Origin of the sequence: Paraburkholderia sp. JHI2823 (genome assembly GCF_038900695.1) — a bacterium.
Classification (GTDB): Bacteria; Pseudomonadota; Gammaproteobacteria; order Burkholderiales; family Burkholderiaceae; genus Paraburkholderia; species Paraburkholderia mimosarum.
The window spans coordinates 80,125-99,719 of the sequence record NZ_JAYMRY010000030.1; the positions used below are offsets into that span (position 1 = coordinate 80,125).

A 19,595-nucleotide genomic window follows, 5' to 3' on the forward strand; every position below is an offset into this window, starting at 1 on the left:
TCTCCTCCGCATCGATCTGAGGCCGGTATATCTAGCACGCAGCGAGACGGGAGGCTTTGCGGTGGGATAAAAGGCCGACAACACGAGCGAAACGAGCCGAGCCGGTGTGGACCTCCGGCAAACCGGGACCGGGTGCCCCAGTGTCGAGCCGGTCAGTAGTTTTGCGGCGTCCAACAAAAAAGAAAGCGGACCGAAGTCCGCTTTCCTGGTCAACCGCCCGATCGCCCGACCGCTCGCGATCAGGGATTGATGTACTGGAACAGCGACAGGTTCTGCGTCGCCGCGAAGCTCTTCTGCGAGGCCGTGAGCGCATTCGAAAGCTGTTCGTACTGGCTGATCGCGGCCACCGTGTCGGTGCTCGTGAGGTCCGAGAGGTTCGACGTGATCTGCAGCGAGTTGGTCGACGTGACCGTCTGCAAGGCCTTCACCTCCTGCTCGCGGCCGCCCACCGAAGCCTGCACGGTGATGACGTTCGACAGCGAATTGCCGATCTGCGTGAGGCCCGTGTTCAGCGCGTTGTTGAGGCTGGCGACCGCCGCGGTCGAGCCGCTCACGGGCGTGTTCAGCGCGCCGATGATGCTGTCGATGCTGGCGAACACATCGGTGTTCTGCGAAGCCGTGGCGGGCGTGACCCCGAAAGTGTCGCCTGCGGAAGGCGTGCCCGTGATCGTCACGTTCATGCCGCTGCCGAGCGAAATCGCGTTGCCGGACGTGAACGTGGCGGGCGTCGTGGTCGTCGCCGGGCTCGCGCTGTTGTCGGTCACCGTGTAGGTGAGCGCGCCGGTGACGGGGTCGGTGCCGAACGCGATCGAGTAGTTGTCGTTGTTGGTCGCCTGCGTCGGGTCCGTGACCGTCACGCCGCTGATCACGCCCGTGCCCTTGTTCGCCGCGTTGCCCGAGGCCACGATGTCGGAGCCTACCGCCTGCACGCTCTGGAACACCGCCGTACCCGTATCGCCCACGGCGATGTTGCGCGAGCCGGCCACCTGAATCACGCGCTGGCCTGCGTCGCCGTTGTACGTCACGCCGCCGCCCGACTTGTTCGAGAACACCTGCGAGGTGCTCTGGAAGCCCGAGAAAATGTAGTTGCCGGCGCCGTCCGTCGTATTGGCGAGCGTGAGCAGCTGATCGCGATAGCCCTGCATCTGCTGGGCGATGCCCTGGCGCGCCGTGTCGGTGAGCGAGCCGTTCTGTGCTTCGATGATGAGCGAGTGGATGCTCTGCATCGTGCTGGTCACGCTCGTGAGCGTCGTGTCCTCGAGCTGCAGCGCGGTGAGCGCCGTCGTCTGGTTCGCCGAGTACTGCGTGAGCGTCGCGCTGGTCGCGGAAAGCGTCACGGCCTGCGCGGCGCCGAGCGGATTGTCGGCGGGGTTCGAGATCGACACGCCGGTCGAGATCTGCTGCTGGATCTGCAGGAGCTGGGACTGCTGGTTCTCCATCGTCGAGACGTTGGAGGAGAAAATCTGGGAAGTCGCGATACGCATGGGTCAGCGCCTCACTGAATAATGCCGATCAAGGTCTGGAACAGCGTCGCCGCCGTCTGGATCACCTTGCTGTTTGCCTGGTATAGCTGCTGATACTTCATCAGGTTCGCAGCTTCTTCGTCGAGGTTCACGCCCTGCACCGACTGCTGTTGCGAAGTGAGCTGCGTGACGAGCGACTGCTGCGACGTGTTCGATGCCTTGAGATCGCTCGCGGCGTTGCCGATCGTGTTGACGTAATTCGCGTACGCGGTGGTGAGCGTGGCCGATCCGGTGAACGCCGTGCTCGAAGTGAGATTCGCAAGCGCCAGCGCGTTGCGGCCGTCTTGCGTGCCGCTCTTGTTCCCCGCCACCGTGAACGTGTCCTTGTTCGACGGCGTGCCCGTCATCGTGAAGCTCACGTTGGTCGCGACGCCATTGGCGCCGGTCGAGTCCGTGAGGTTCGTGATCGTGTACGTGGCGCCCGTGGCCGGGTTGTAGCTGACACCGGTCACCGGGGGCGTCGCCGCGCTGTTGATCGTCACGCTCGTGCTCGTGGTCGAGCCGGGCGTGGTGATCGTCACCGTCGTGCCGTTGGGCAGGCCGGTCAACATGCCGGTGGTCGAGTCGTAGGTCAGCGTGACCGGCAGGTTGGTCGTCGAATAGCCCGTGCCCACCGCGCCTTGCGTGACGTTGGCCGTGCCGGCGTTCGTGGTGGATGCCGAAACGACTACCGGCGTGGCTGCCGCGATGGCCGCGGGGTCGCTGGTGGCGACCGCGAAGCTCGCAAGCGCGCCGGATGTCGGCTCGATCGTGAACGAATCGCCCGCGCTCAGCGTGCCCGAAGGCGTGATCGAAAAGCCGCCGATCGTGAGCGGCGCCGTGCCGTTCGGCACGGACGCAACCGCCGTGTTCGTCGTCGTGTCGGTCAGGTTCCAGTTCGCGCCGTCGTAACTGAGCTTGAAAGTGTCGGTGGGGGGCTGCGTGGTGTTCGTGAGCGTCGCGCTCACCGAAGTCAACGGGTCGGGGTTCGTCGAACTGGCGGTGACGACCGGATTACCCACGGTGAAGAGCGCGCCACCCTGGCCGCCCGAGAGCGTGAGGCCGAGCGCATTCTGCGCGTTCACCTGCGAGGCGAAGCTCGTGACGATCGCGCCCAGTTGCGATTCGGCCGGATCGAGCGTGTTCTGCACGAACGAGACGAGGCCGCCCACGGTGCCGCCTTGCACCGCCGCCGAACCCAGCACCTGCGGCGTACCGAGCGACGCGGGGCTGGCGCCGTTCTGGCCCACCCAGGTCACGTCGAGTTCGGACGGATTCGCGTTCGACGGCTGCGTGCCGAGGTTGTAGCTGTTGCTGCTCACCACGAGCGGCTGGCCGTTGCCGAGGAAGACGCTGTAGCCGCTGCTGCCCTGCACGACCTGCACGCCGACCAGTTGCGAGAGGCTCGCCACGGCTTGATCGCGCTGGTCGAGCAGCTGGTTGGGCTGCTGGCCGCCCGCGCTCGCGGCCGTGATCTGCCCGTTGAGTTTCGCGATCTGCTGCGTGTAGGTGTTGATCTGCGCGACGGCGCTCGTGAGCTGCGTATTCACGCTCTGGCGCATCGAGTCGTACTGCTGGCTCGCGGCGTTGATCTGGGTGGCGAGCGTCTGCGCGTCGGAGAGCACGGTCTGGCGCGCTGCCGTGCTCGAAGGCGAATTCGAGACGTTCTGCAGCCCGGTGAAGAAGTTCGTGATCGCGGTCGAGATGCCCGAGGTGGGACTACCCACGAGGTTCGCGAGCTGCGTGGCGAGGGTGTACGAGGCCGTGTATGCGCTGCTGGTCGACTGTGCGTTGTTCAGCGCCGTCGTGAGGTACTGGCTGTAGGCGCGCTGCACGGTCGCGGTGGTGACGCCGCCGCCGATATAGCCGCTCGACGTGTACTGACCGGCCGATTCCTGATACACCGGCGATTCGACGTTGTATCCCGGGGTCGTCGAATTGCTGATGTTCTCGCCGGTGGTCGAGATACCAATCTGCGCAGCCTGCAGGCCGCTCAGACCGATCGAGAAGATGTTGGACATGCGTGATCCTCGAAAGCGGGCTGCCCCCTGGCAAGCCGCGAAGTGAACTCACGGTATATCGGCAGCGCACTGCGAAAATTAAGCGCTCGATGAGGGCGAAAACGTTAGCGCGAAGATTGCAGCCCGGTGGCTACCCCAGGGTCCTTAGGTATCCCTGGGAGTGCGCGCCGGGCGAACCGGCGCGCCGTGCGCCGGTTCGGCGACGCCTGCGCTCAGGCGCGCGCGAGCGCGCGGCGTTTCATCTCGAGCTGCGTGATGTAGCGCTGCAGCGTGTTCTCGGCGGAGCCGGGCAGCGCCTCGAAGCGAAAGCCCAGGTGATAGCGGCGGTCGCCATTGGGCAGGTCGATGAAGCGCTGCACGACGAGCGAGAGGTCCACGCGCAGCTTGCCGTGCGCGCGCAGGTCGAGCTCGGCGTCGGGAAGTTGCAGGCCCATGGGGAGATCCGCCACGCGCTCGTCGGTCGTGCGCAGTCCGAGGCCGCCGAGCGAGAGGTCATGGACCTCGTAGGCGAAGCGGGGGCCGCCGCCCGGCAGATCGCCGCGGCAAATGCACGGTTCGAGCACGGGCGTGTCGACGCGGAAGTACTCGCGCCGCTGCACGTAGAACAGCACTTCGGGGAAACTGGCTTCGAACGCGGGGCGTCCTTCGAACTCGGTGCGCCGCGGCGTGGCCGTCCTGAACTCCACGCGCACGCCTTCGGGCGACGCATGGAACAGGCACTCAGGCGCGGCGAGCACGCCCGCGTTCTGCTCGGGCAGCGCGCCCCAGTCGAACACGAAAGTCTGCTCGCGCCCGTTGACGGCCAGAACGCGGGTGACGAGCTGCCCGCCGCGGTACTGGAGGGTCAGGAAGTCGCCGCGGTTGAGGAGATTGCGTAGCTGGACGCCGATCTCGAGCGGATTGCGGCGCCCGAAATCGTGGGAGCCATCCGCGCCCTCGCCTGCTTCCTGTGGATTCGTCTGAACGGTATTCATCGGCCTGCCGGAAATTCGTGAACGTGCCAGCGCGCCAGCGGGACCGGCCCGCGCGCGCCGTTCGGGCGGTCCTACCGCCCGGTTTGCTTTTTCATCTCGCCTGCTTTAGCGGCAAGCCGTTCGAAAAATTTAGGGATTGGGCACAAAAAAAGTGCGCCTGTTTCCGCCACGAAATCCGCTGGCGCGGCTTCTTCCAGCAACTACGCCGAGGCAACGTTTGCGATGGGCGAATTTGCCCTTATGCCATCCGCTGCATGATCGTCAGCAGTTTCTTCGCGTAGTGCGGGTCGGTGGCGTAGCCCGCGCGCTGCATGCCGTGCGCGAAGCTCTCCGCGCTCTTCGAGCCGTTGATCACCGACGCATAGCGCGGGTTTTTCTTGAGCACCGTCGCGTAGTCGGTCATCGCATCCTCGTACGAGTCGTAGGCGCGGAACTTCTCCACCACGCGATGCGGCTGGCCGTCCACATACTCGGTCGTGACCGTCGAGACGGTCTTGCCGGTCCAGTCCTTCGTCGCCTTGATGCCGAACACGTTGTGGCTCGTCGAGCCGTCGGCATTCTTGATCTCGCGCTTGCCCCAGCCCGATTCGAGCGCGGCCTGGCCGAGAATGAAGCGCGCCGGGATGCCTGTGGTCGAGCTGGCCTGCTGCGCCGCGTTGGCGAGCTTGTCGACGAAGGCGTCCACCGAGGCTTCGCCGTTGCCCTTGACGGGCGGCGTGAGCGCGCTGTTGCCGCTGTAGCCCGTGCCCTTGCCGAGCGAGCCGTTGGCCGCTGCATTGCCATAGGCGCGACCCAGCGCGTTGAGCATCGCGAGATTGCCCTCGTTCGCGTCCGAGCCCGAGAGGCCGGAGATCGCACCCGCCACGCCGCCTGCACCACCTGCGCCGCCTGCGCCATTCGCGCCGTCGGCGCCGCCCATGCTGCGCATGAGCTGCTTGATCATCGCGTTCGCCACGCCGATGCCCTTGTTCGACATCTGCTGCGAAAGCTGCTGGTCGAGCATCGAGGTGAACTGCTTGCTGTCGCTGGAATCGAGCGGGCTGTCGTCGGGCGTCGCGTCGCGCATGCTCTTGAGCATCATCTGCGTGAAGACCGCGTCGAACTGCTTCGCGGCCATCTTCACGCCCTGCTGGGGCGAGGCGTTCGCGGCCGCGCGCATCGCGTCGAAACCCTGGACGTCGAGCGCGAAGCGGTTGGTGATGTCGAGACTGCCGCCGACGTTGTTCGTCTTATCCAAGTTACACCTCTTAGATGATCTCGAGGTCGGCGCGCAGTGCGCCCGCCGCCTTCATCGCCTGCAGGATCGACATGAGGTCCGCCGGTGTCGCGCCGAGCGCGTTGAGCGCCTTCACGACCTCGGCGAGATTGGCGCCCGCCGTCACGAGCTTGAGCGATCCGTTGTCCTGCTTCAACTGGATCTGCGACTGGCGCGTCGCCACCGTTTGTCCATTCGAGAACGCGCCGGGCTGGCTCACCGCCGTCTGCGTGTTCACGACGACCGAGAGATTGCCGTGCGCGACCGCGCAGCTCTCGAGCGTCACCATCTGGTTCATCACGATCGAGCCGGTGCGCGCGTTGAGGATCACCTTGGCGGCGGGCTGCGCCGGCGTCACGTTGAGATCCTGGACCTGCGCGATGAAGCCCACCTGAGCCGAAGGGTCGCCGGGGCCGTGCACCTGGATCGTGCGGCCGTCGAGCGGCATGGCCACACCTTCGCCGAACATGTTGTTGATCGCCGAGACGATGCGCTGCGTCGTGTCGTAATCCATGTCGTTGACGGTCATCGTGAGGAGGCCGCCTTGCTGCGAGACCGGCGAAACCACGGCGCGCTCGACGATCGCGCCGCCCGCGATGCGGCCCGCCGCGAGCTGGTTCACCTGCACCCTGCTGCCGTTGGCCGAGGCGCCCGCGCCGCCCACGGCCACGTTGCCCTGGGCGAGCGCATAGACCTGGCCGTCGGCGCCCTTGAGCGGCGTAAGGAGCAGTGTGCCGCCACGAATGCTCTTCGCGTTGGCAAGCGAGGAAACCGTCACGTCGATCTGCTCGCCGGGCCGCACGAACGGCGGCAGCGTGGCGGTCACCATCACCGCGGCGACGTTCTTCAACTGCATGTTGTTGAGTGTCGACGAGGAACCCGTCGAGCTCGACGTGTTGTTGATCGAGATGCCGAGGTTCGCGAGCATGTTCGCGAGCGTCTGCGTCGTGAACGGCGCCTGGGTGGTCTGGTCGCCCGTGCCGTCCAGCCCCACCACGAGGCCGTAGCCGATGAGCGGGTTGTCGCGCACGCCCTGGAAGGTCGCGAGATCCTTCACGCGTTCGGCGCGTGCCGGCGTCGCGAAAGCGACGAGTGCGCCGCCGGCCAGCACGAAGCCCAACACCACACCGATGGCGGCCAGCGCGTCTTTCAGGCGCGAGCGGCGCGAACCATGAAAACGGATCTTCACCATGGCGCGAGATTCAGGAAGAAGCGTTGCAGCCAGCCCATCGTCTCGGCTTCGTCGATCACGCCCTTCGCGGAGTATTCGATTTTCGCGTCGGCGACCTCGGTGGAAAGCACGGAGTTGTCTCCGGCAACGGTGTTCGGATTGACGACGCCTGAGAAGCGCACGAATTCATTGCCCTGGTTGATGAGCATCTGCTTCTCGCCGGACACGACGAGATTGCCGTTGGGCAGCACGTTCGTGACGGTCACGGTGATGACGCCCGTGAACGTGTTCGAGGCGTTGGCGCCGCCCGTGGCGTCGAACTGGTTCGCGCCCGTCGTATTCAGGTTCGCCCGGTTGAAGAAGCCCGGGAGGAAGTTGGCGGTCCCCGCGACGCTCGTGCTGCTGCCGCGCTTGGTGTTCGCGCCCGATGACTTGGTCGCGTTGATGTTTTCGGAGATGACGATCGTGAGGATGTCGCCGATATTGCGCGGACGCTGGTCCTCGAAGAGCGGCCGTCCCGCGTAGCCGGGGTTGTAGATCGCACCCGGCGAGGTGTTGACGGGCGGCTGCGGCGGCACGGCCGTCATGGGCTGCTGGGTGATCGGCTGCCGGTTGGGGAGGTAGGCGCAGCCCGCCAGCAACGCGAGCGCCACGCCCGCCACGAGCGCGCGGCACTCGGCCGTGCGCGGCGCGCGGGTGCGAGGATGGTTTCGAACGGACTGCGACATAGTACTCACCGACTTGTTTAACCAGGGATCCGACCTCAGACCTGCATCTGGCTGAGGGTTTGCAGCATCTGGTCGGATGTGGTGACCGCCTTGCTGTTGATTTCGTAGGCGCGCTGCGTCTGGATCATGTTCACGAGTTCCTGCACCACGTTCACATTCGACGATTCCACATAGCCCTGGCTGAGCGTGCCCGAGGCGTTCTGACCCGGCGTGGAGATCGTGGGCGCGCCCGACGAAGCCGTTTCCGAAAGCAGGTTCTGGCCGTTCGACTGCAGGCCGGCCGGATTGATGAACATGGCGAGCTGCAGCGAACCGATGGTCGTGTTGTTGGCCGAGCCCGGCGTCGTGACCGTGACCACGCCGTCGCTCGCGATGGTGAGCGAAGTGGCGTTGGCCGGCACCGTGATCGCCGGGATCACCTGGTAGCCGCTCGCGGTCACGAGCTGGCCCTGCGCGTTGGTCTGGAACGAACCGTCGCGCGTGTAGGCCGTCGTGCCATCGGGCATCTGCACCTGGAAGAAGCCCGCGCCGTTGATCGCCACGTCCTTCGAGTTGCCCGTTTGCTGCAGATTGCCTTGCGTGAAGATGCGCTCGGTCGCGATCTGCTGCACGCCGGTGCCGACCTGGCTGCCCGAGGGCAGTTCGGTTTCCTGGGTCGAGTTCGCACCCGGCTGGCGCAGCGTCTGGTACATGAGATCCTCGAACACCGCGCGCGAGCCCTTGAAGCCATTGGTGCTCACGTTCGCGAGGTTGTTCGAGATCACGTCCATTTGCGCCTGCTGGGCGTTCATGCCGGTAGCGGCGATGTAGAGCGATCGGTTCACGGTGTCTTTCTCCCGGCCCGTGGTCTGCGATTTTTATCTGCGAGACCGGCGGCCTTGAATGTGCTTAGCTGAAGTTGAGCAGCTGGTTCGCGCTCTGTTCGTTCTGGTCTGCGTTCTGCAGCAGCTTGGTTTGCATCTGGAACTGGCGCGCGTTGGTGATCATCGAGACCATCGCCGCCACGGGGTTCACGTTGCTGCCCTCGAGCGATTCGGTCGCGACCTGCACGGTCCGGTCCGCGTCGGCGGGATTGCCGTCCGCCGTGCGAAAGAGGCCGTCGTCGCCGCGCGTGAGCGAGCCCGCCGGCGGATTGACGAACTTGATCTGGTCGATCATCGCGACCGCGCTGGGCGGGCTGCCCGGCGCGACGACCGAAATCGTGCCGTCCTTGCCGATCGTGACCGCCGAACCGGGCGGCACCGCGATCGGGCCGCCGCCGCCGATCACCTGCAGGTTGGAGGCGGTGACGAGCTGGCCGTTTTCATCGACGTGCAGGTTGCCCGCACGCGTGTACGCCTCGTTGCCGTCGGCCGTCTGCACCGCCATGAAGCCCGCGCCCTGGATCGCGATGTCGAGCGGGTTGCCGGTGCGCGAGATCGCCCCGGGCGTCATGTCCGACCCAGGCGTTGCCGAGAGCACGAAGGTGCGCGTGGTCTGGTCGTTCACCGTCGAGCCGTCGCCGAACGCCATCGGCACGGCGCGAAAGTTGGCGAGCTGCGCGCGAAAGCCCGTAGTCGAGACATTCGCGAGGTTGTTCGCGACGACGGCCTGCTGCTCGAGCGCCTGGGTCGCGCCCGTCATCGCGGTATAGATCAGTCGGTCCATGATGTGCCCGGTACGTGGTTAGGCGCGTTACATCTGCAGCAGCGTCTGGTCGACGGTCTGCTGGGTCTTGATGGTCTGCGCGTTCGCCTGGTAGTTGCGCTGGGCCGTGATCAGGTCGACGAGCTGGTTGGTCAGGTCGACGTTCGACGCTTCGAGCGCGCCGCCCGTGAGCGTGCCGTGGTTCGTGCTGCCCGGCGTGGAGACCTGCGCGACGCCCGATGCGTTCGTTTCCTGGTACTGGTTGCCGCCCAGATCGATGAGGCCGTTCGGGTTGTTGAAGTTGGCGAGCACGATCTGGCCGAGCGCCATGGTTTGGCCGTTCGAGTAGTTGCCGGTGATGGTGCCGTCCGAGCCGATCGAGAAGTTCGCGAGCGTGCCGCTCGCGTAGCCGTCCTGCGCGAGACTGTTCACGCCGTTGGCCGAGCCGTACTGCGTCGTGCCCGTGAAGTCGAGCGTCAGCGCCTGCGGCGTCGTCGAGCCGTCCGTCGGGTTGATGCTGAACGAGAACGACGTGGTCCCGTTGGTCGTCGCCGGGGCCGTGGCCACGATGCTCTGGAGCGCGCCGGCGCTGCTGAACTGCGCCGTGCCGAGCTGCGAAACCGCACCGCTCTGGCCCGCGTACACGTCCCACTGGCCGCTCGTCGCGTCCTTGACGAAGTACATGTTGACCTGCTGCGTGCCGCCTAGCGTGTCGTAGGTCGTGATCGACGTCGAATACGTGTAGCTCGTCGAATCCGTCGCGCTGAACGGCGTGGTGGTCGGCGTCGTCGCCTGGGCGTTCAGGTTCAGCTGCGCGGTGATGTTCTTCGTCGCGAGCGGCGCGATGTTGGTGGTCGGCACCTGGAGCGGCACGGTCTGCGCCGTATTGACCACGCCGGTGGAATTCGCGGCGTAGCCCATCAGGTCGTGGCCCGCCGCATCGGTGATAAAGCCGTTCTTGTTGAGCTGGAACACGCCGTTGCGCGAGTACGTGATCGTGCCGTTGTTCGACATCTGGAAGAAGCCGTTGCCGTTGATCGCCACATTGAGCGCCTGGCCCGTCGTGTTGATCGTGCCTTGCGCGAAATCCTGCTGCACGGTCGAGAGCGCGGCGCCGAGGCCGATCTGGTTGCCCACGGAAGTCGCGATGGTGTTCGCGTAGACGTCGGCGAACTGCGCCGTGCTCTGCTTGAAGCCGGTCGTGTTCGCGTTCGCGATGTTGTTGCCGATCACGTCGAGGTCGTTCGCCGACGCGTGGAGGCCGCTCAATCCTTGCTGGTAGCCCATGTGTGTCTACTCCGCGTTTATCGTGTTCAGAGAATGGCGGCGACGCTCGAAAGCGCGACCGTCTTGCCGTTGGCGAGCTTCAGGCCCGCGCTGCCGTCCGACTGCTGGACCACGCCCTGCACCTGGCTGGCGACGAGCGCCGTCGCCGTGGCGGACTGGCCGTTGGTCGTCGCGGTGGCGGTGACCTTGTAGGTGCCGTCGGCAACCGTGTTGCCCGCGCTGTCCTTGCCGTTCCACGTGACCGGCACGGTGCCGGCCGACTGCGCGCCGAGATCGAACGTGTTGACGACCTGGCCTGCCGCGTTGGTGATCGTGAGCTTCACATCCGAAACGGCCGAAGGCAGCGTGACGCCTAGTTGCGGCGCCGTGCCGCTCGACACCGTGGCGCTGCTGCCCGCCGCGAGCACGTTCGAGCCGATCAGCAGCGCGGCCTGCGCGTTCTGGCCCGCCGACAGCTGCGTGGAGAGCGACGTGAGCGACGTGTTGAGCTGCTGGATCCCCGAAACCGTGTTGATCTGGGCGAGCTGCGAGGTCATCTGCGAGCTGTCCATCGGGTTGGTCGGATCCTGGTTCTGCAACTGCGCGACGAGCAGCTGCAGGAACGTGGTCTGCAGGTTGCTGGCGCTCGTCGACGAGGACGAACCCGACGAACCCGCCGAGCTCGCCGAGCTCGTGCCGTTCATGGTGTCGAGCAGTTGCTGCGACACAGTGGTGGTGGTCCCACCGATGGTTGTGCTGCTGGAACTCAACGCGTTCTCCTCGATTGCGCTTCGTGCGTGGCGTGTGGTGGCGGGCGGCACAGGGTTTCGCGCCCGCTGGTCTCTGTATTGACTGCGTTCTATGAATTTGCTGCGCAGTGCTTGCGGCGACTCGACTGCCGGCTCAGGTGCCGATCGTCAGCGTCTTGAGCATCAGCTGCTTCGCCGTGTTCAGCGTTTCGACGTTGGCCTGGTACGAGCGCGACGCCGAGATCATGTTCACCATCTCCTGCACCGGATCGACGTTGGGCATCGTCACGTAGCCGTCGGCGTTGGCGGAAGGATTGGCGGGATCGTAGGTCTCTTTCATCGGCGTGGGGTCGTCGACCACGCCCGTCACCCTCACGCCGCCCACCTGCTGGCCCGAGGCCGTGCGCGCGCCGCCGAGCGGATTCACCGCGAACACGACCTGCTTCGCCTTGTAGGGCTGGCCGTCGGGGCCGGTCGTGCTGTCGGCGTTGGCGAGATTGGACGCCGTCACGTTCAGGCGCTGCGATTCCGCCGTCATGGCGGAGCCGGCAACGCTGAAGATGTTCATCAGGGATGGCATGGTTTCATTGACCTCACATCAAGTGCGCGGGACACGCGCGTTGGTCGCTGCTTGTTCGTTGCTTACTCGTTGTTTGCTCGTTGCTCGTGCGTGGCTCCGCGCTCGCTCGATCAGCTCGAGCCCGAGGTGATCGCGGACAGCATCGTCTTGATCTGCTGCGAGACCACCGTCATGCCCGACTCGAAGTGCAGCGCGTTGTCGGCAAACTGCACGCGCTCGGTGTCGAGATCGACCGTGTTGCCGTCCAGCGCAGGCTGCACCGGCACGCGATACATGAGCTGGCTCTTGTAGGTGTCGGCCGGGCCGCCCGTCGGGATCAGCTTCGCGTCGCCGGCGAGGTGAGCCGACTCCGTGGTCGCCATCTGCATGCCGCTCGTCACGCCTGCCGGCTGCGCCATCGCGAGCGGCTGGGCGTTGCCGCCCGCCGTGCGCGCCAAGGCCCCCGCCGTGCCGCTCACCGCGCCTTGCTGCCTGAGCGCGCCCGCGAGCGAGGCCGAGAAGTCCACGTCGCGCGCCTGGTAACCGGGCGTGTCGGCGTTCGCGATGTTCGAGGAGATCAATGCCTGGCGCGTGGCGCGCACATCGAGCGCTTCGCGCCCAAAGGCGAATTCGGCATCGAGTTTGTCCAGCATCGGGCGTTCTCCGTGAGAAGAAAGGGGTCTCGGCGTGGGCGCGGCGGCTTCGCCATCGGCGGGAAATCCCGCGCAAACGTTAGGCGCGCAGCCCGAAGGCTTTTGCGCATGGAGTGGAATATTAGGCGCGGGTGGCAAGAACCAATCGGACGAATAGCCGGTAAAGCGCCCCTCTATTCGAAGCAAGCGAGCGGGGGCCGCCGCCTAGAATGCGAGGCGTGTCAATGCATTCGATGGAGAACGACGATGCCGCAAACAGCCTCATTCCGCGAGCCGCGCGCCGGCCTGGAACGGCGTGCGCGCGCGCTGTCGTGGGCTGTTTCACGGGCCGCTTCGTGGACCTGCGTGATGGCGTGCGCCCTTGGCGGCGCGCTCGCCCAGGCGCAAACCGCGGCGCAGACACAAGTACCGACCCAGGCACAGGCACAAACGCAGGCACAAACCCAGCCCCAGGGCGCGGGCGGCCAGATCTTCATTGCAGGCAACGGCGAGCGCGCCGGCGCCGACGCCGCGCAGATGAACGCGCTGCTCGCCGCTCCCGCGAAGCCCGCGGCGCGCAGCGCCGGCGCCGGCGTCGGCGCGGCGGCGAATGCTGCAGCGAGTGGGTCCGCGAATGCCGCAAATGGCTCCGCGCCGCTACGCGCGTCGAGCTACGCCGATCTGAACACGCGCGGCGTGCCCGAAGATGCGCGCGCAGGCGTCGACGCGAATGGCATGATCACGATCCCGGGTCCTGGCGAGCGCGCGTCGCAAGGCGATGCGCCGCGCATCGTCACGATTCCCGCGCCGGGGACGAGCGCTCAACCCATGCGCGTGCCGGCCGCCAATGCGTACAACGCGGGCGCGCTCCAGCGCGTGAATGTCGCGGCCGCCGCGAACCGCGTCGCCCCGGTGGTCGTCGATGCAGCGGCAACGAACCCGGCCGCCGGAGCGAGGCCGGTTGCGAACGCCAACGCCAATACAAATGCGAACGCCAACGCCAACGTCAATGGAAGCGCGAACGCCCAGGCCGCGCCGCCCGGCCAGCAGGACGGCGAATCGGTCCGCGCGGCCGTGCTCGCCTATCTTCAGCAACAGTCGGCGGGCCTGCCGGGCCATGTGAGCATCACCGTCAATCCGGTTTTCCCGCGCGGCCTCGCGGCCTGCGCCTCGCTCGAACCGTTCATGCCGCCTGGTGCGCGCACCTTCGGCCGCATGACGGTGGGCGTGCGCTGCATCGGCGCCAGGCCGTGGACGCTCTACGTAGGCGCGCGCATTGCCATCGAGGTGACGTACTACGTGGCCTCCCGGCAGATCGGCGCGGGCGAGGTGCTCTCCGCCGCCGACTTCACGCCGCGTTCGGGCGACCTCGCGAGCCTGCCGCAAACCATCATCACCGATCCCAACCAGGCGCGCGGCGCCGTCGCGCTCGCGCGCATCTCCGCCGGACTGCCGCTGCGCTCCGATATGCTGCGCAGCGCGGCCTCGGTGATCATCGGACAGACCGTCAAGGTGATCGCCGTGGGCACCAACTTCACGATCTCCGCCGAAGGCAGCGCGCTCAATAACGGCGAGCCCGGCCAGCAGGTGCGCGTACGCACGAGCGGGGGACAGGTCATCACGGGCGTGGTCAAGGACGCCGGCACCGTGCAGGTGCAGATCTAGGGCCGGTTCAGGCCGGTTTTCAGCGGCCTGTCCGGGCGGCAAGAGCCCCCTCGCCCCCAGGCCTGGCGCTCGCGCGGCGGTACGCCGCTGTGTGCGCAGGCACACGTAACAGCATGTAACGTTGGGACTTTCACGCTAAAGTTCGGCCGGGCCTATGCCGTTATCAAGGTCAAATCGATCAGGAAAGCCCATCGTGAAAGTTGACACTTCCACCCGCAATGAGCCGCGCGCCGTGCGGGATGGCCTCGCGCGTTCGCAAAGCGATTCGACCGGCGCCGTGAGCGCCACGAACACCGGCAATGCCGCCACGTCCAGCGGCGCGAGCGCCGCCGGCACTTCCGGCGCCTCTCAAGGAGACGCGAACGTGAGCCTCTCCTCTCTCTCGTCGACGCTGCGTTCGCTCGCGGCGAGCGGTGCCGCCGACATCGACATGGCCCACGTTCAGTCGATCAAGGATGCGATCCGCAACGGCACGCTGCAGATCGACTCCGGCAAGATCGCCGACGGCGTGATCCAGACCGCGCGCGACCTCCTGAAGCCGACGTCGCTCAACTGATGTTCGACGCACGAGCGCTGCACAAACACTGTTTTCCGGGTGCCTCGCAATGAAAGATGCCTTGTTGGCCACACTGATCGACGAACACGCCGCCGTTGAAGCGTTCGCGTCGCTGCTCGCCTGCGAAGAGAAGGCGCTCGTGTCGGCAGACGGCATGGACACGCTGCCGCAGATCGTCGAGCAGAAGACGACGCTCACGCAGCGTCTCGCGGGTCTCGAAAAGGCGCGCGACGCGCAACTCGCCGGCCTCGGTCTGCCCGGCGGACGCAAGGGCATCGAGATGGCCTGCGACGGCGACACGCGTCTCGCGAGCCAGTGGGCGCTGCTCAAGGGCGCGACCGAGCGCGCGCGCCGCAGGAACCTCACGATCGGCATGATGATCCGCACGCGCATGGAGCATAACCGCCGCGCGCTCGCGATCCTGCGCGGCGACACGGGCAACGGCGCAATGCTGTACGGTCCCGACGGGCGGCTGCCGGCGTTCGGGCTGTAGGCGCTCGCGCGGTTCGTTTGTCGATGTGAAAAAGCCGAAGCGGCCGTGCTTCGGCTTTTTCGTTTCTGCTGTCGAACGCGCCAACAAAAAAGCCGGTGGCTCGCGCACACCGGCTCTTTCACTGCACTGCACCCCGCGCTGATATGCACGCCTCCCCTACTGGCCTCAATTCTCCGTGCCCGCCCACGACATCTCACGCAGCCGCGTGCGCAAGCGCGCCACCGCCTGGCTGTGCAGCTGGCACACGCGCGACTCGCTCACCTCCATCACCGCGCCGATCTCGCGCAGGTTCATGCCGCGCTCGTAGTAGAGCGACATGAGAAGCTTCTCGCGCTCGGGCAGCCGGTCGATCGCCTCGACGAGCGCGCCGCGCAGACTGTCGTCGAGCAGCGCCGAAAGCGGGTCCGAATGATCGACGCAGTAGCGGTCGAGGAACGGCTCGTCTTCGGCGGAGCGGTCAAAGTCTTCGTAGTAAATGAGCTGGCTGCCGTGCAGATCCTGCAGCATCGACTGGTACTCGTCGAGCGGCATCTGCAGGTGCTCGGCGATCTCCGTTTCGCTCGCCGAGCGGCCAAGCCGCTGCTCCACCTTGTGCACCGCGCTCTCCACTTCACGCGACGTGCGGCGCAGGCTGCGCGGCAGCCAGTCGTTGCTGCGCAACTCGTCGAGCATCGCGCCGCGAATGCGCTGGCTCGCGTAGGTCTCGAACTGCGCGCCCTGATCTTCCTTGTAGCGGTTCGCCGCGTCGAGCAGGCCGATCATGCCCGCCTGGATCAGGTCGTCGAGGTCCACGCTCGCCGGCATCTTGGCCACGAGCTGCAAGCCGAGCCGTCTTACGAGCGGCGCGTATTTCGCCAGCACGTCGGCCTGCGAAATCTTTCCTTGAGCGTTGTACATCGTGCTCTCCACTTCTCATCTCCCTTGCGGCAACGTCGTGCGCACGTCAGACGTGCCGCGGCGACGGCCGCTGTGCGGGCGCGTCGGCCCGCCAGCCCACGTGGGCCGCGGACGCAGATGTCGCGTCGGGTGCGGAATGCACACCCGTCACGGCCGCCGCGAACGAATCGGCGTTCGCGGCGAGCGTGCTGTGTGCGGTGTGTCCTGCGTTTGCCTCGGCTGCCGCGTGCGGCGCGCCGTCCAGATCCCCGGCGTCATGCAGCGCATGCGCCGCGAGGGCTTGCAGTCTTGCTCCGTCCTGCTGGTCGACGAGCGTTTCGCCCACCGCTTCGCCCACCGTTTCGCGGTCGTACCAGCGACGCGCGTCCGCGCTCGCGAACGCGGCGTTGGCGCGCGCCGTAGCCGGCGAACATGCCGACACGGCAGGTCGCATCGGCCAGTGCGGCAGCTCGGAAGCCACGTGCCGGAAGTCGCGCGCAGCGGCCGTCGAAGGAAACGCATCGACGATGCAGCGCGCGAGCTTGAGCGCCTGCGCCATGTGCTGATCGGCGGCGACGCAGCCGGCGCTCTCGAGCGACACGCTCAGGTAGCGCCCCGCCACGCCCGCGAGATTCTCGATCGCGGCGTGCGCGTCGCTCGCGTTCGCCACGTGGGTCGCGAGCACGCGGAACTGCGCGATCGCATGCGCGAAGTGCAGCCGTTTCATGCACGCGTAGGCGTCGGTGATCGCCTGCGCGCCGATGCGCATCACGATCAGCACGTCGTGCGCGTGCATCGCGAGCGGCGAGAGGGCGCCTTCGGCGTCGAGCTGCGCGTCGATCAGCACGATGTCGGCGGGTCCGGAAATCACCTTGCGCAGCTGAGCGCTCGTGTACTGGGCGCGGTTGTCACGCGATGCAGCGAGCACGCCGAAGCCGAGCGCGTGACGGCCGACGGCCTCTTCGAGCGTGAGCTCGCCGCGCATCACCGCGGCGAAATTGCCCGCGCCGCGCACGCCGCCCAAGAGCGAGCACACCGAGCGCGGCCCGAGGCACTCGTCGATCACGAGCACATCCTTGCCCTGCGCGGTGAGCGCCGCCGCGAGATTGACCACGGCGGTCGTGCGCCCGGGCGAGCCCGAGCCGCCCGTCACCGCGACCACGCGCGAGCCTTCGCGCGCCAGCAGACGTCGCAGCCCTTCGGCCTGATCGATCACAAACTTATCCAAACCGTACCTCGGGAGCCTGCGAGCCCGAACGAATCGACAACGCAGAGAGGAGCGCCGGGATGTCGTCCTCGTGCGGCACGAACGGCGAGCGGTCGCGCGGAATGCAAAAGGCGCTGCGAATCAGGAAACGCCGCGTCGCCACGTAAAGGTTTTCGGGCACTTTCTGGCCCGTCGAGACGTAATGCACGGGCAGCTTGTAGCGCAGCACGGTGTCGAGCGCGCTGCCGAGGTTGGTCGCCTCGTCGAGCTTGGTGAGAATGCAGCCCGTGAGCGGCGCGTTTTCCGGGCCGCTCTGGTAGGCCTGCACGACTTCGTTGAGCGTGTCGCCGTGGTTCGTGGCCGAGAGCAGCAAGAGACGCTGCACGGGGCGCCCCGCGCCGCACAGCATGGCGATCTGGTCGGCCACGGCGCGGTCGCGCTGGCTCATGCCGATCGTGTCGATCAGCACGATGTGCTTGTTCTTGAGTTCGGTGAGCGCGAGCTGGAGGTCCGCGCCGTCGCGCACGGCGTGCACCGAAACGCCGAGGATCTTGCCGAAGATGCGCAGCTGCTCGTGGCCGCCGATACGGTAGCTGTCGGTGGTGAGCAGCGCGACCTTGCTCGCGCCGAAGCGCATCACGCAGCGCGCGGCGAGCTTCGCAGTGGTCGTGGTCTTGCCGACGCCCGTCGGGCCCATCAGCGCGAACACGCCGCCGCGCTCCATGAGCGCTTCTTCGTTTTCGAGCACGGGCAGGTTCGATTCGAGCACCGACTGGAGCCACTCCATGCCGGCCTCTTCGCTCTCCACCTCGGGCAGGCGGTCGATCACCATCTTCACGAGCTGCGCGGAGAAGCCGGCGGCGAAAAGCTGCTTGGTGAGTGCGCCCTGCACGGGGTTGCGACGCTGGCGCTCGCCCCACATCAGACCGGCGAACTGCTCTTCCATCATGCCGCGCATCGAGGCGAGCTCGTTCATCACGGTTTCGTTGACGACCTGCTCGATGCGCGCGCGGATCGCTTCGCTCACGTTTTGCGCCACATTCGCGCCGCCTTCGGCCGCGCCCTGCGTCGTGCGGTTGCCGGGCGTGGGCGCCGGGCCGGCGGCGTCCGGGCTGTGGCCCAGGCGCTGCGCGGCGCGGCGCGCGGCGACATGCGCAGCTTCGAGCGCCCAGTCGGGCGTGGTCGCGTCGACGTCGGGCGGCAACACAGGATCGGCGATATTGCCGAGGCCCCTCGCGGCCGCTGACGCGGGCGTCATGCCCGGGTCGCGCACACCGTTCTGCTGATTCGCAATGCGGCGAGCGTGGTCGATCAGCCAGGGATTGGATTCGGCCATCGTGCGCGGGGCGTCGCTCGTGTACTGGGAAGCGGCCTCTTCGAGCCGCGACGCGGCTTCGCGCGCGAAGGCCGGCCCAGCGGAGGCGGCGGGGTTGGCCACCGGGTTCGCGAGCGGCGCGAAGGCCGGCTTGGCGAGCTGCTCGGTCGCGGCCTGCAGCGCCTTTTGCAGCGGCGTGTGCTGATTCGGCATGCCCGCCTGCGTCTGCGGCAGCGGCGATTGCGCCGCCTGCGGGGCCGCCCCGGCGCGCGAGCCGGCGGAGCCGGACGAAAGCGCGGAACCGGCCTGGGCATCCTGGCCGAGCGAGACCGCGGCGTCGTTGGCGTGGTCGCCTTGTGCGTTGGCGTCGTCGGCGAGCGTGTCGTCGTCTTCGGCGCCCACTTGCGGGCTCGCGCCGAACACCGACGAGAACACGTCCGGCATGCCGCTGGCGTAGGGGTTCGAACCGGCGCCGGCGAGCGCAGCGGGTGCCGCAAGCGCTGCGGGCGCCGAGCCGGGCGCAGCGCGAGGCGTGCGAGCCATTTGCGTCATCGCGGCGGACGCCTGCGCGAACGGGGCGCCCGAGCCGCCCTGGCCTTGCACCGCAGCGCCATCGGCCGGCGCGATCGCCGCGAGGTCGCGATCCGCGAGCGCGACGATCTCGACGCTGCCGTCGTCGAGCGTGCGGTTCGACAGAACGACGGCGTCCGCACCCAGCGCTTCGCGTACGAGCCGAAACGCGTCGCGGCTGGTGCCACCGATGAATTTGCGAATGTTCAAGCTGAGCCCCCGATGAGGTGGGCGGCCTATGCCGCCGCCGGTCGTCTTTTGCTGGAATGCCGCGGGATTGCTGCCGGCCGCGCGTCGCACGCAAGGCCTTTTCCGATGTTGGAATTATTTCGAAGGTGGCCCCCCCATGATCGATGGATCAGGGCGGAGAAATGTGGGCAATTCGCGGAATCGGGGGGTGGGGGGGCGCGGTCTTACGGCAAGCCCGTAG

The 19,595-nt window shown here is 67.0% G+C and carries 17 protein-coding genes and 1 pseudogene; 3 read left to right on the plus strand and 15 right to left on the minus strand.

Annotated features, from left to right (window positions below; genetic code table 11):
* Positions 1 to 239: 239 nt before the first annotated feature.
* From flgL to VSR34_RS26930, 12 genes are all read right to left on the minus strand, one after another.
* Positions 240 to 1,484 carry a flagellar hook-associated protein FlgL gene (gene flgL / locus VSR34_RS26875; RefSeq protein ID WP_028212039.1) on the minus strand — a complete coding sequence of 415 codons (1,245 nt, stop codon included), beginning with the start codon at positions 1,482 to 1,484 and terminating at the stop codon, positions 240 to 242.
* Between the two features lie 11 nt (positions 1,485 to 1,495).
* The gene (gene flgK, locus VSR34_RS26880) at positions 1,496 to 3,523 is read right to left on the minus strand and encodes a flagellar hook-associated protein FlgK (protein ID WP_028212038.1); all 2,028 of its coding nucleotides are present in this window, start codon (positions 3,521 to 3,523) and stop codon (positions 1,496 to 1,498) included.
* A gap of 212 nt (positions 3,524 to 3,735) precedes the next feature.
* Positions 3,736 to 4,497, minus strand: a complete 762-nt coding sequence (locus VSR34_RS26885) for a flagellar brake protein (RefSeq protein WP_028212037.1) — start codon at positions 4,495 to 4,497, stop codon at positions 3,736 to 3,738.
* A 238-nt stretch (positions 4,498 to 4,735) separates the two neighbouring features.
* Entirely contained in the window at positions 4,736 to 5,734 is a 999-nt protein-coding gene (gene flgJ / locus VSR34_RS26890) for a flagellar assembly peptidoglycan hydrolase FlgJ (protein ID WP_028212036.1), read from the minus strand.
* A gap of 10 nt (positions 5,735 to 5,744) precedes the next feature.
* Positions 5,745 to 6,944 carry a flagellar basal body P-ring protein FlgI gene (locus tag VSR34_RS26895; protein WP_028231364.1) on the minus strand — a complete coding sequence of 400 codons (1,200 nt, stop codon included), beginning with the start codon at positions 6,942 to 6,944 and terminating at the stop codon, positions 5,745 to 5,747.
* Positions 6,938 to 7,651 carry a flagellar basal body L-ring protein FlgH gene (locus tag VSR34_RS26900; RefSeq protein ID WP_028212034.1) on the minus strand — a complete coding sequence of 238 codons (714 nt, stop codon included), beginning with the start codon at positions 7,649 to 7,651 and terminating at the stop codon, positions 6,938 to 6,940. The genes VSR34_RS26895 and VSR34_RS26900 overlap by 7 nt, the downstream gene beginning before the upstream one ends.
* 35 nt (positions 7,652 to 7,686) lie before the next feature.
* Positions 7,687 to 8,475, minus strand: coding sequence for a flagellar basal-body rod protein FlgG (flgG, locus tag VSR34_RS26905; RefSeq protein WP_028231363.1), 789 nt, complete (start codon positions 8,473 to 8,475; stop codon positions 7,687 to 7,689).
* A gap of 64 nt (positions 8,476 to 8,539) precedes the next feature.
* Positions 8,540 to 9,298: a flagellar basal-body rod protein FlgF gene (flgF, locus tag VSR34_RS26910; protein ID WP_028212032.1), complete on the minus strand. Its 759-nt coding sequence runs from the start codon at positions 9,296 to 9,298 to the stop codon at positions 8,540 to 8,542.
* A 27-nt stretch (positions 9,299 to 9,325) separates the two neighbouring features.
* Entirely contained in the window at positions 9,326 to 10,564 is a 1,239-nt protein-coding gene (flgE, locus tag VSR34_RS26915; RefSeq protein WP_342964039.1) for a flagellar hook protein FlgE, read from the minus strand.
* Positions 10,565 to 10,590: 26 nt separating this feature from the next.
* Positions 10,591 to 11,247, minus strand: a complete 657-nt coding sequence (locus VSR34_RS26920; RefSeq protein ID WP_081716005.1) for a flagellar hook assembly protein FlgD — start codon at positions 11,245 to 11,247, stop codon at positions 10,591 to 10,593.
* Positions 11,248 to 11,446: 199 nt separating this feature from the next.
* Positions 11,447 to 11,872: a flagellar basal body rod protein FlgC gene (gene flgC / locus VSR34_RS26925; RefSeq protein ID WP_028212029.1), complete on the minus strand. Its 426-nt coding sequence runs from the start codon at positions 11,870 to 11,872 to the stop codon at positions 11,447 to 11,449.
* A 110-nt stretch (positions 11,873 to 11,982) separates the two neighbouring features.
* A complete protein-coding gene (locus VSR34_RS26930; RefSeq protein WP_028212028.1) occupies positions 11,983 to 12,504 on the minus strand; it encodes a flagellar basal body protein in 522 nt (173 codons plus the stop codon).
* Between the two features lie 246 nt (positions 12,505 to 12,750).
* On the opposite strand from VSR34_RS26930, the gene flgA reads away from it, so the two are divergent.
* The 3 genes from flgA (at position 12,751) to VSR34_RS26945 (ending at position 15,197) form a co-directional block, all read left to right on the plus strand.
* Positions 12,751 to 14,148, plus strand: a complete 1,398-nt coding sequence (gene flgA / locus VSR34_RS26935; protein ID WP_342964040.1) for a flagellar basal body P-ring formation chaperone FlgA — start codon at positions 12,751 to 12,753, stop codon at positions 14,146 to 14,148.
* A gap of 193 nt (positions 14,149 to 14,341) precedes the next feature.
* Positions 14,342 to 14,704, plus strand: coding sequence for a flagellar biosynthesis anti-sigma factor FlgM (gene flgM / locus VSR34_RS26940; protein ID WP_342964041.1), 363 nt, complete (start codon positions 14,342 to 14,344; stop codon positions 14,702 to 14,704).
* A 49-nt stretch (positions 14,705 to 14,753) separates the two neighbouring features.
* The gene (locus VSR34_RS26945; protein WP_028212025.1) at positions 14,754 to 15,197 is read left to right on the plus strand and encodes a flagellar protein FlgN; all 444 of its coding nucleotides are present in this window, start codon (positions 14,754 to 14,756) and stop codon (positions 15,195 to 15,197) included.
* 165 nt (positions 15,198 to 15,362) lie between these two features.
* Here the strand turns inward: VSR34_RS26945 and VSR34_RS26950 are convergent, their stop codons facing one another.
* From VSR34_RS26950 to flhF, 3 genes and pseudogenes are all read right to left on the minus strand, one after another.
* A complete protein-coding gene (locus VSR34_RS26950) occupies positions 15,363 to 16,094 on the minus strand; it encodes an RNA polymerase sigma factor FliA (RefSeq protein ID WP_028212024.1) in 732 nt (243 codons plus the stop codon).
* A gap of 424 nt (positions 16,095 to 16,518) precedes the next feature.
* A pseudogene (locus VSR34_RS26955) lies at positions 16,519 to 17,301 on the minus strand (MinD/ParA family protein); the annotation flags it as partial.
* Positions 17,294 to 19,375: a flagellar biosynthesis protein FlhF gene (flhF, locus tag VSR34_RS26960; RefSeq protein WP_342964042.1), complete on the minus strand. Its 2,082-nt coding sequence runs from the start codon at positions 19,373 to 19,375 to the stop codon at positions 17,294 to 17,296. The gene flhF and the pseudogene VSR34_RS26955, both read right to left, overlap by 8 nt.
* Positions 19,376 to 19,595 lie beyond the last annotated feature (220 nt).

Bases quoted from the DNA above. Each gene is read 5' to 3' on its own strand.
- flgL (WP_028212039.1), bottom strand. From the start codon at position 1,484: ATGCGTATCGCGACTTCCCAGATTTTCTCCTCCAACGTCTCGACGATG.
- flgK (WP_028212038.1), bottom strand. From the start codon at position 3,523: ATGTCCAACATCTTCTCGATCGGTCTGAGCGGCCTGCAGGCTGCGCAG.
- VSR34_RS26885 (WP_028212037.1), bottom strand. From the start codon at position 4,497: ATGAATACCGTTCAGACGAATCCACAGGAAGCAGGCGAGGGCGCGGAT.
- VSR34_RS26895 (WP_028231364.1), bottom strand. From the start codon at position 6,944: ATGGTGAAGATCCGTTTTCATGGTTCGCGCCGCTCGCGCCTGAAAGAC.
- VSR34_RS26900 (WP_028212034.1), bottom strand. From the start codon at position 7,651: ATGTCGCAGTCCGTTCGAAACCATCCTCGCACCCGCGCGCCGCGCACG.
- flgF (WP_028212032.1), bottom strand. From the start codon at position 9,298: ATGGACCGACTGATCTATACCGCGATGACGGGCGCGACCCAGGCGCTC.
- flgE (WP_342964039.1), bottom strand. From the start codon at position 10,564: ATGGGCTACCAGCAAGGATTGAGCGGCCTCCACGCGTCGGCGAACGAC.
- VSR34_RS26920 (WP_081716005.1), bottom strand. From the start codon at position 11,247: ATGAACGGCACGAGCTCGGCGAGCTCGGCGGGTTCGTCGGGTTCGTCC.
- flgC (WP_028212029.1), bottom strand. From the start codon at position 11,872: ATGCCATCCCTGATGAACATCTTCAGCGTTGCCGGCTCCGCCATGACG.
- VSR34_RS26930 (WP_028212028.1), bottom strand. From the start codon at position 12,504: ATGCTGGACAAACTCGATGCCGAATTCGCCTTTGGGCGCGAAGCGCTC.
- flgA (WP_342964040.1), top strand. From the start codon at position 12,751: ATGCCGCAAACAGCCTCATTCCGCGAGCCGCGCGCCGGCCTGGAACGG.
- VSR34_RS26945 (WP_028212025.1), top strand. From the start codon at position 14,754: ATGAAAGATGCCTTGTTGGCCACACTGATCGACGAACACGCCGCCGTT.
- VSR34_RS26950 (WP_028212024.1), bottom strand. From the start codon at position 16,094: ATGTACAACGCTCAAGGAAAGATTTCGCAGGCCGACGTGCTGGCGAAA.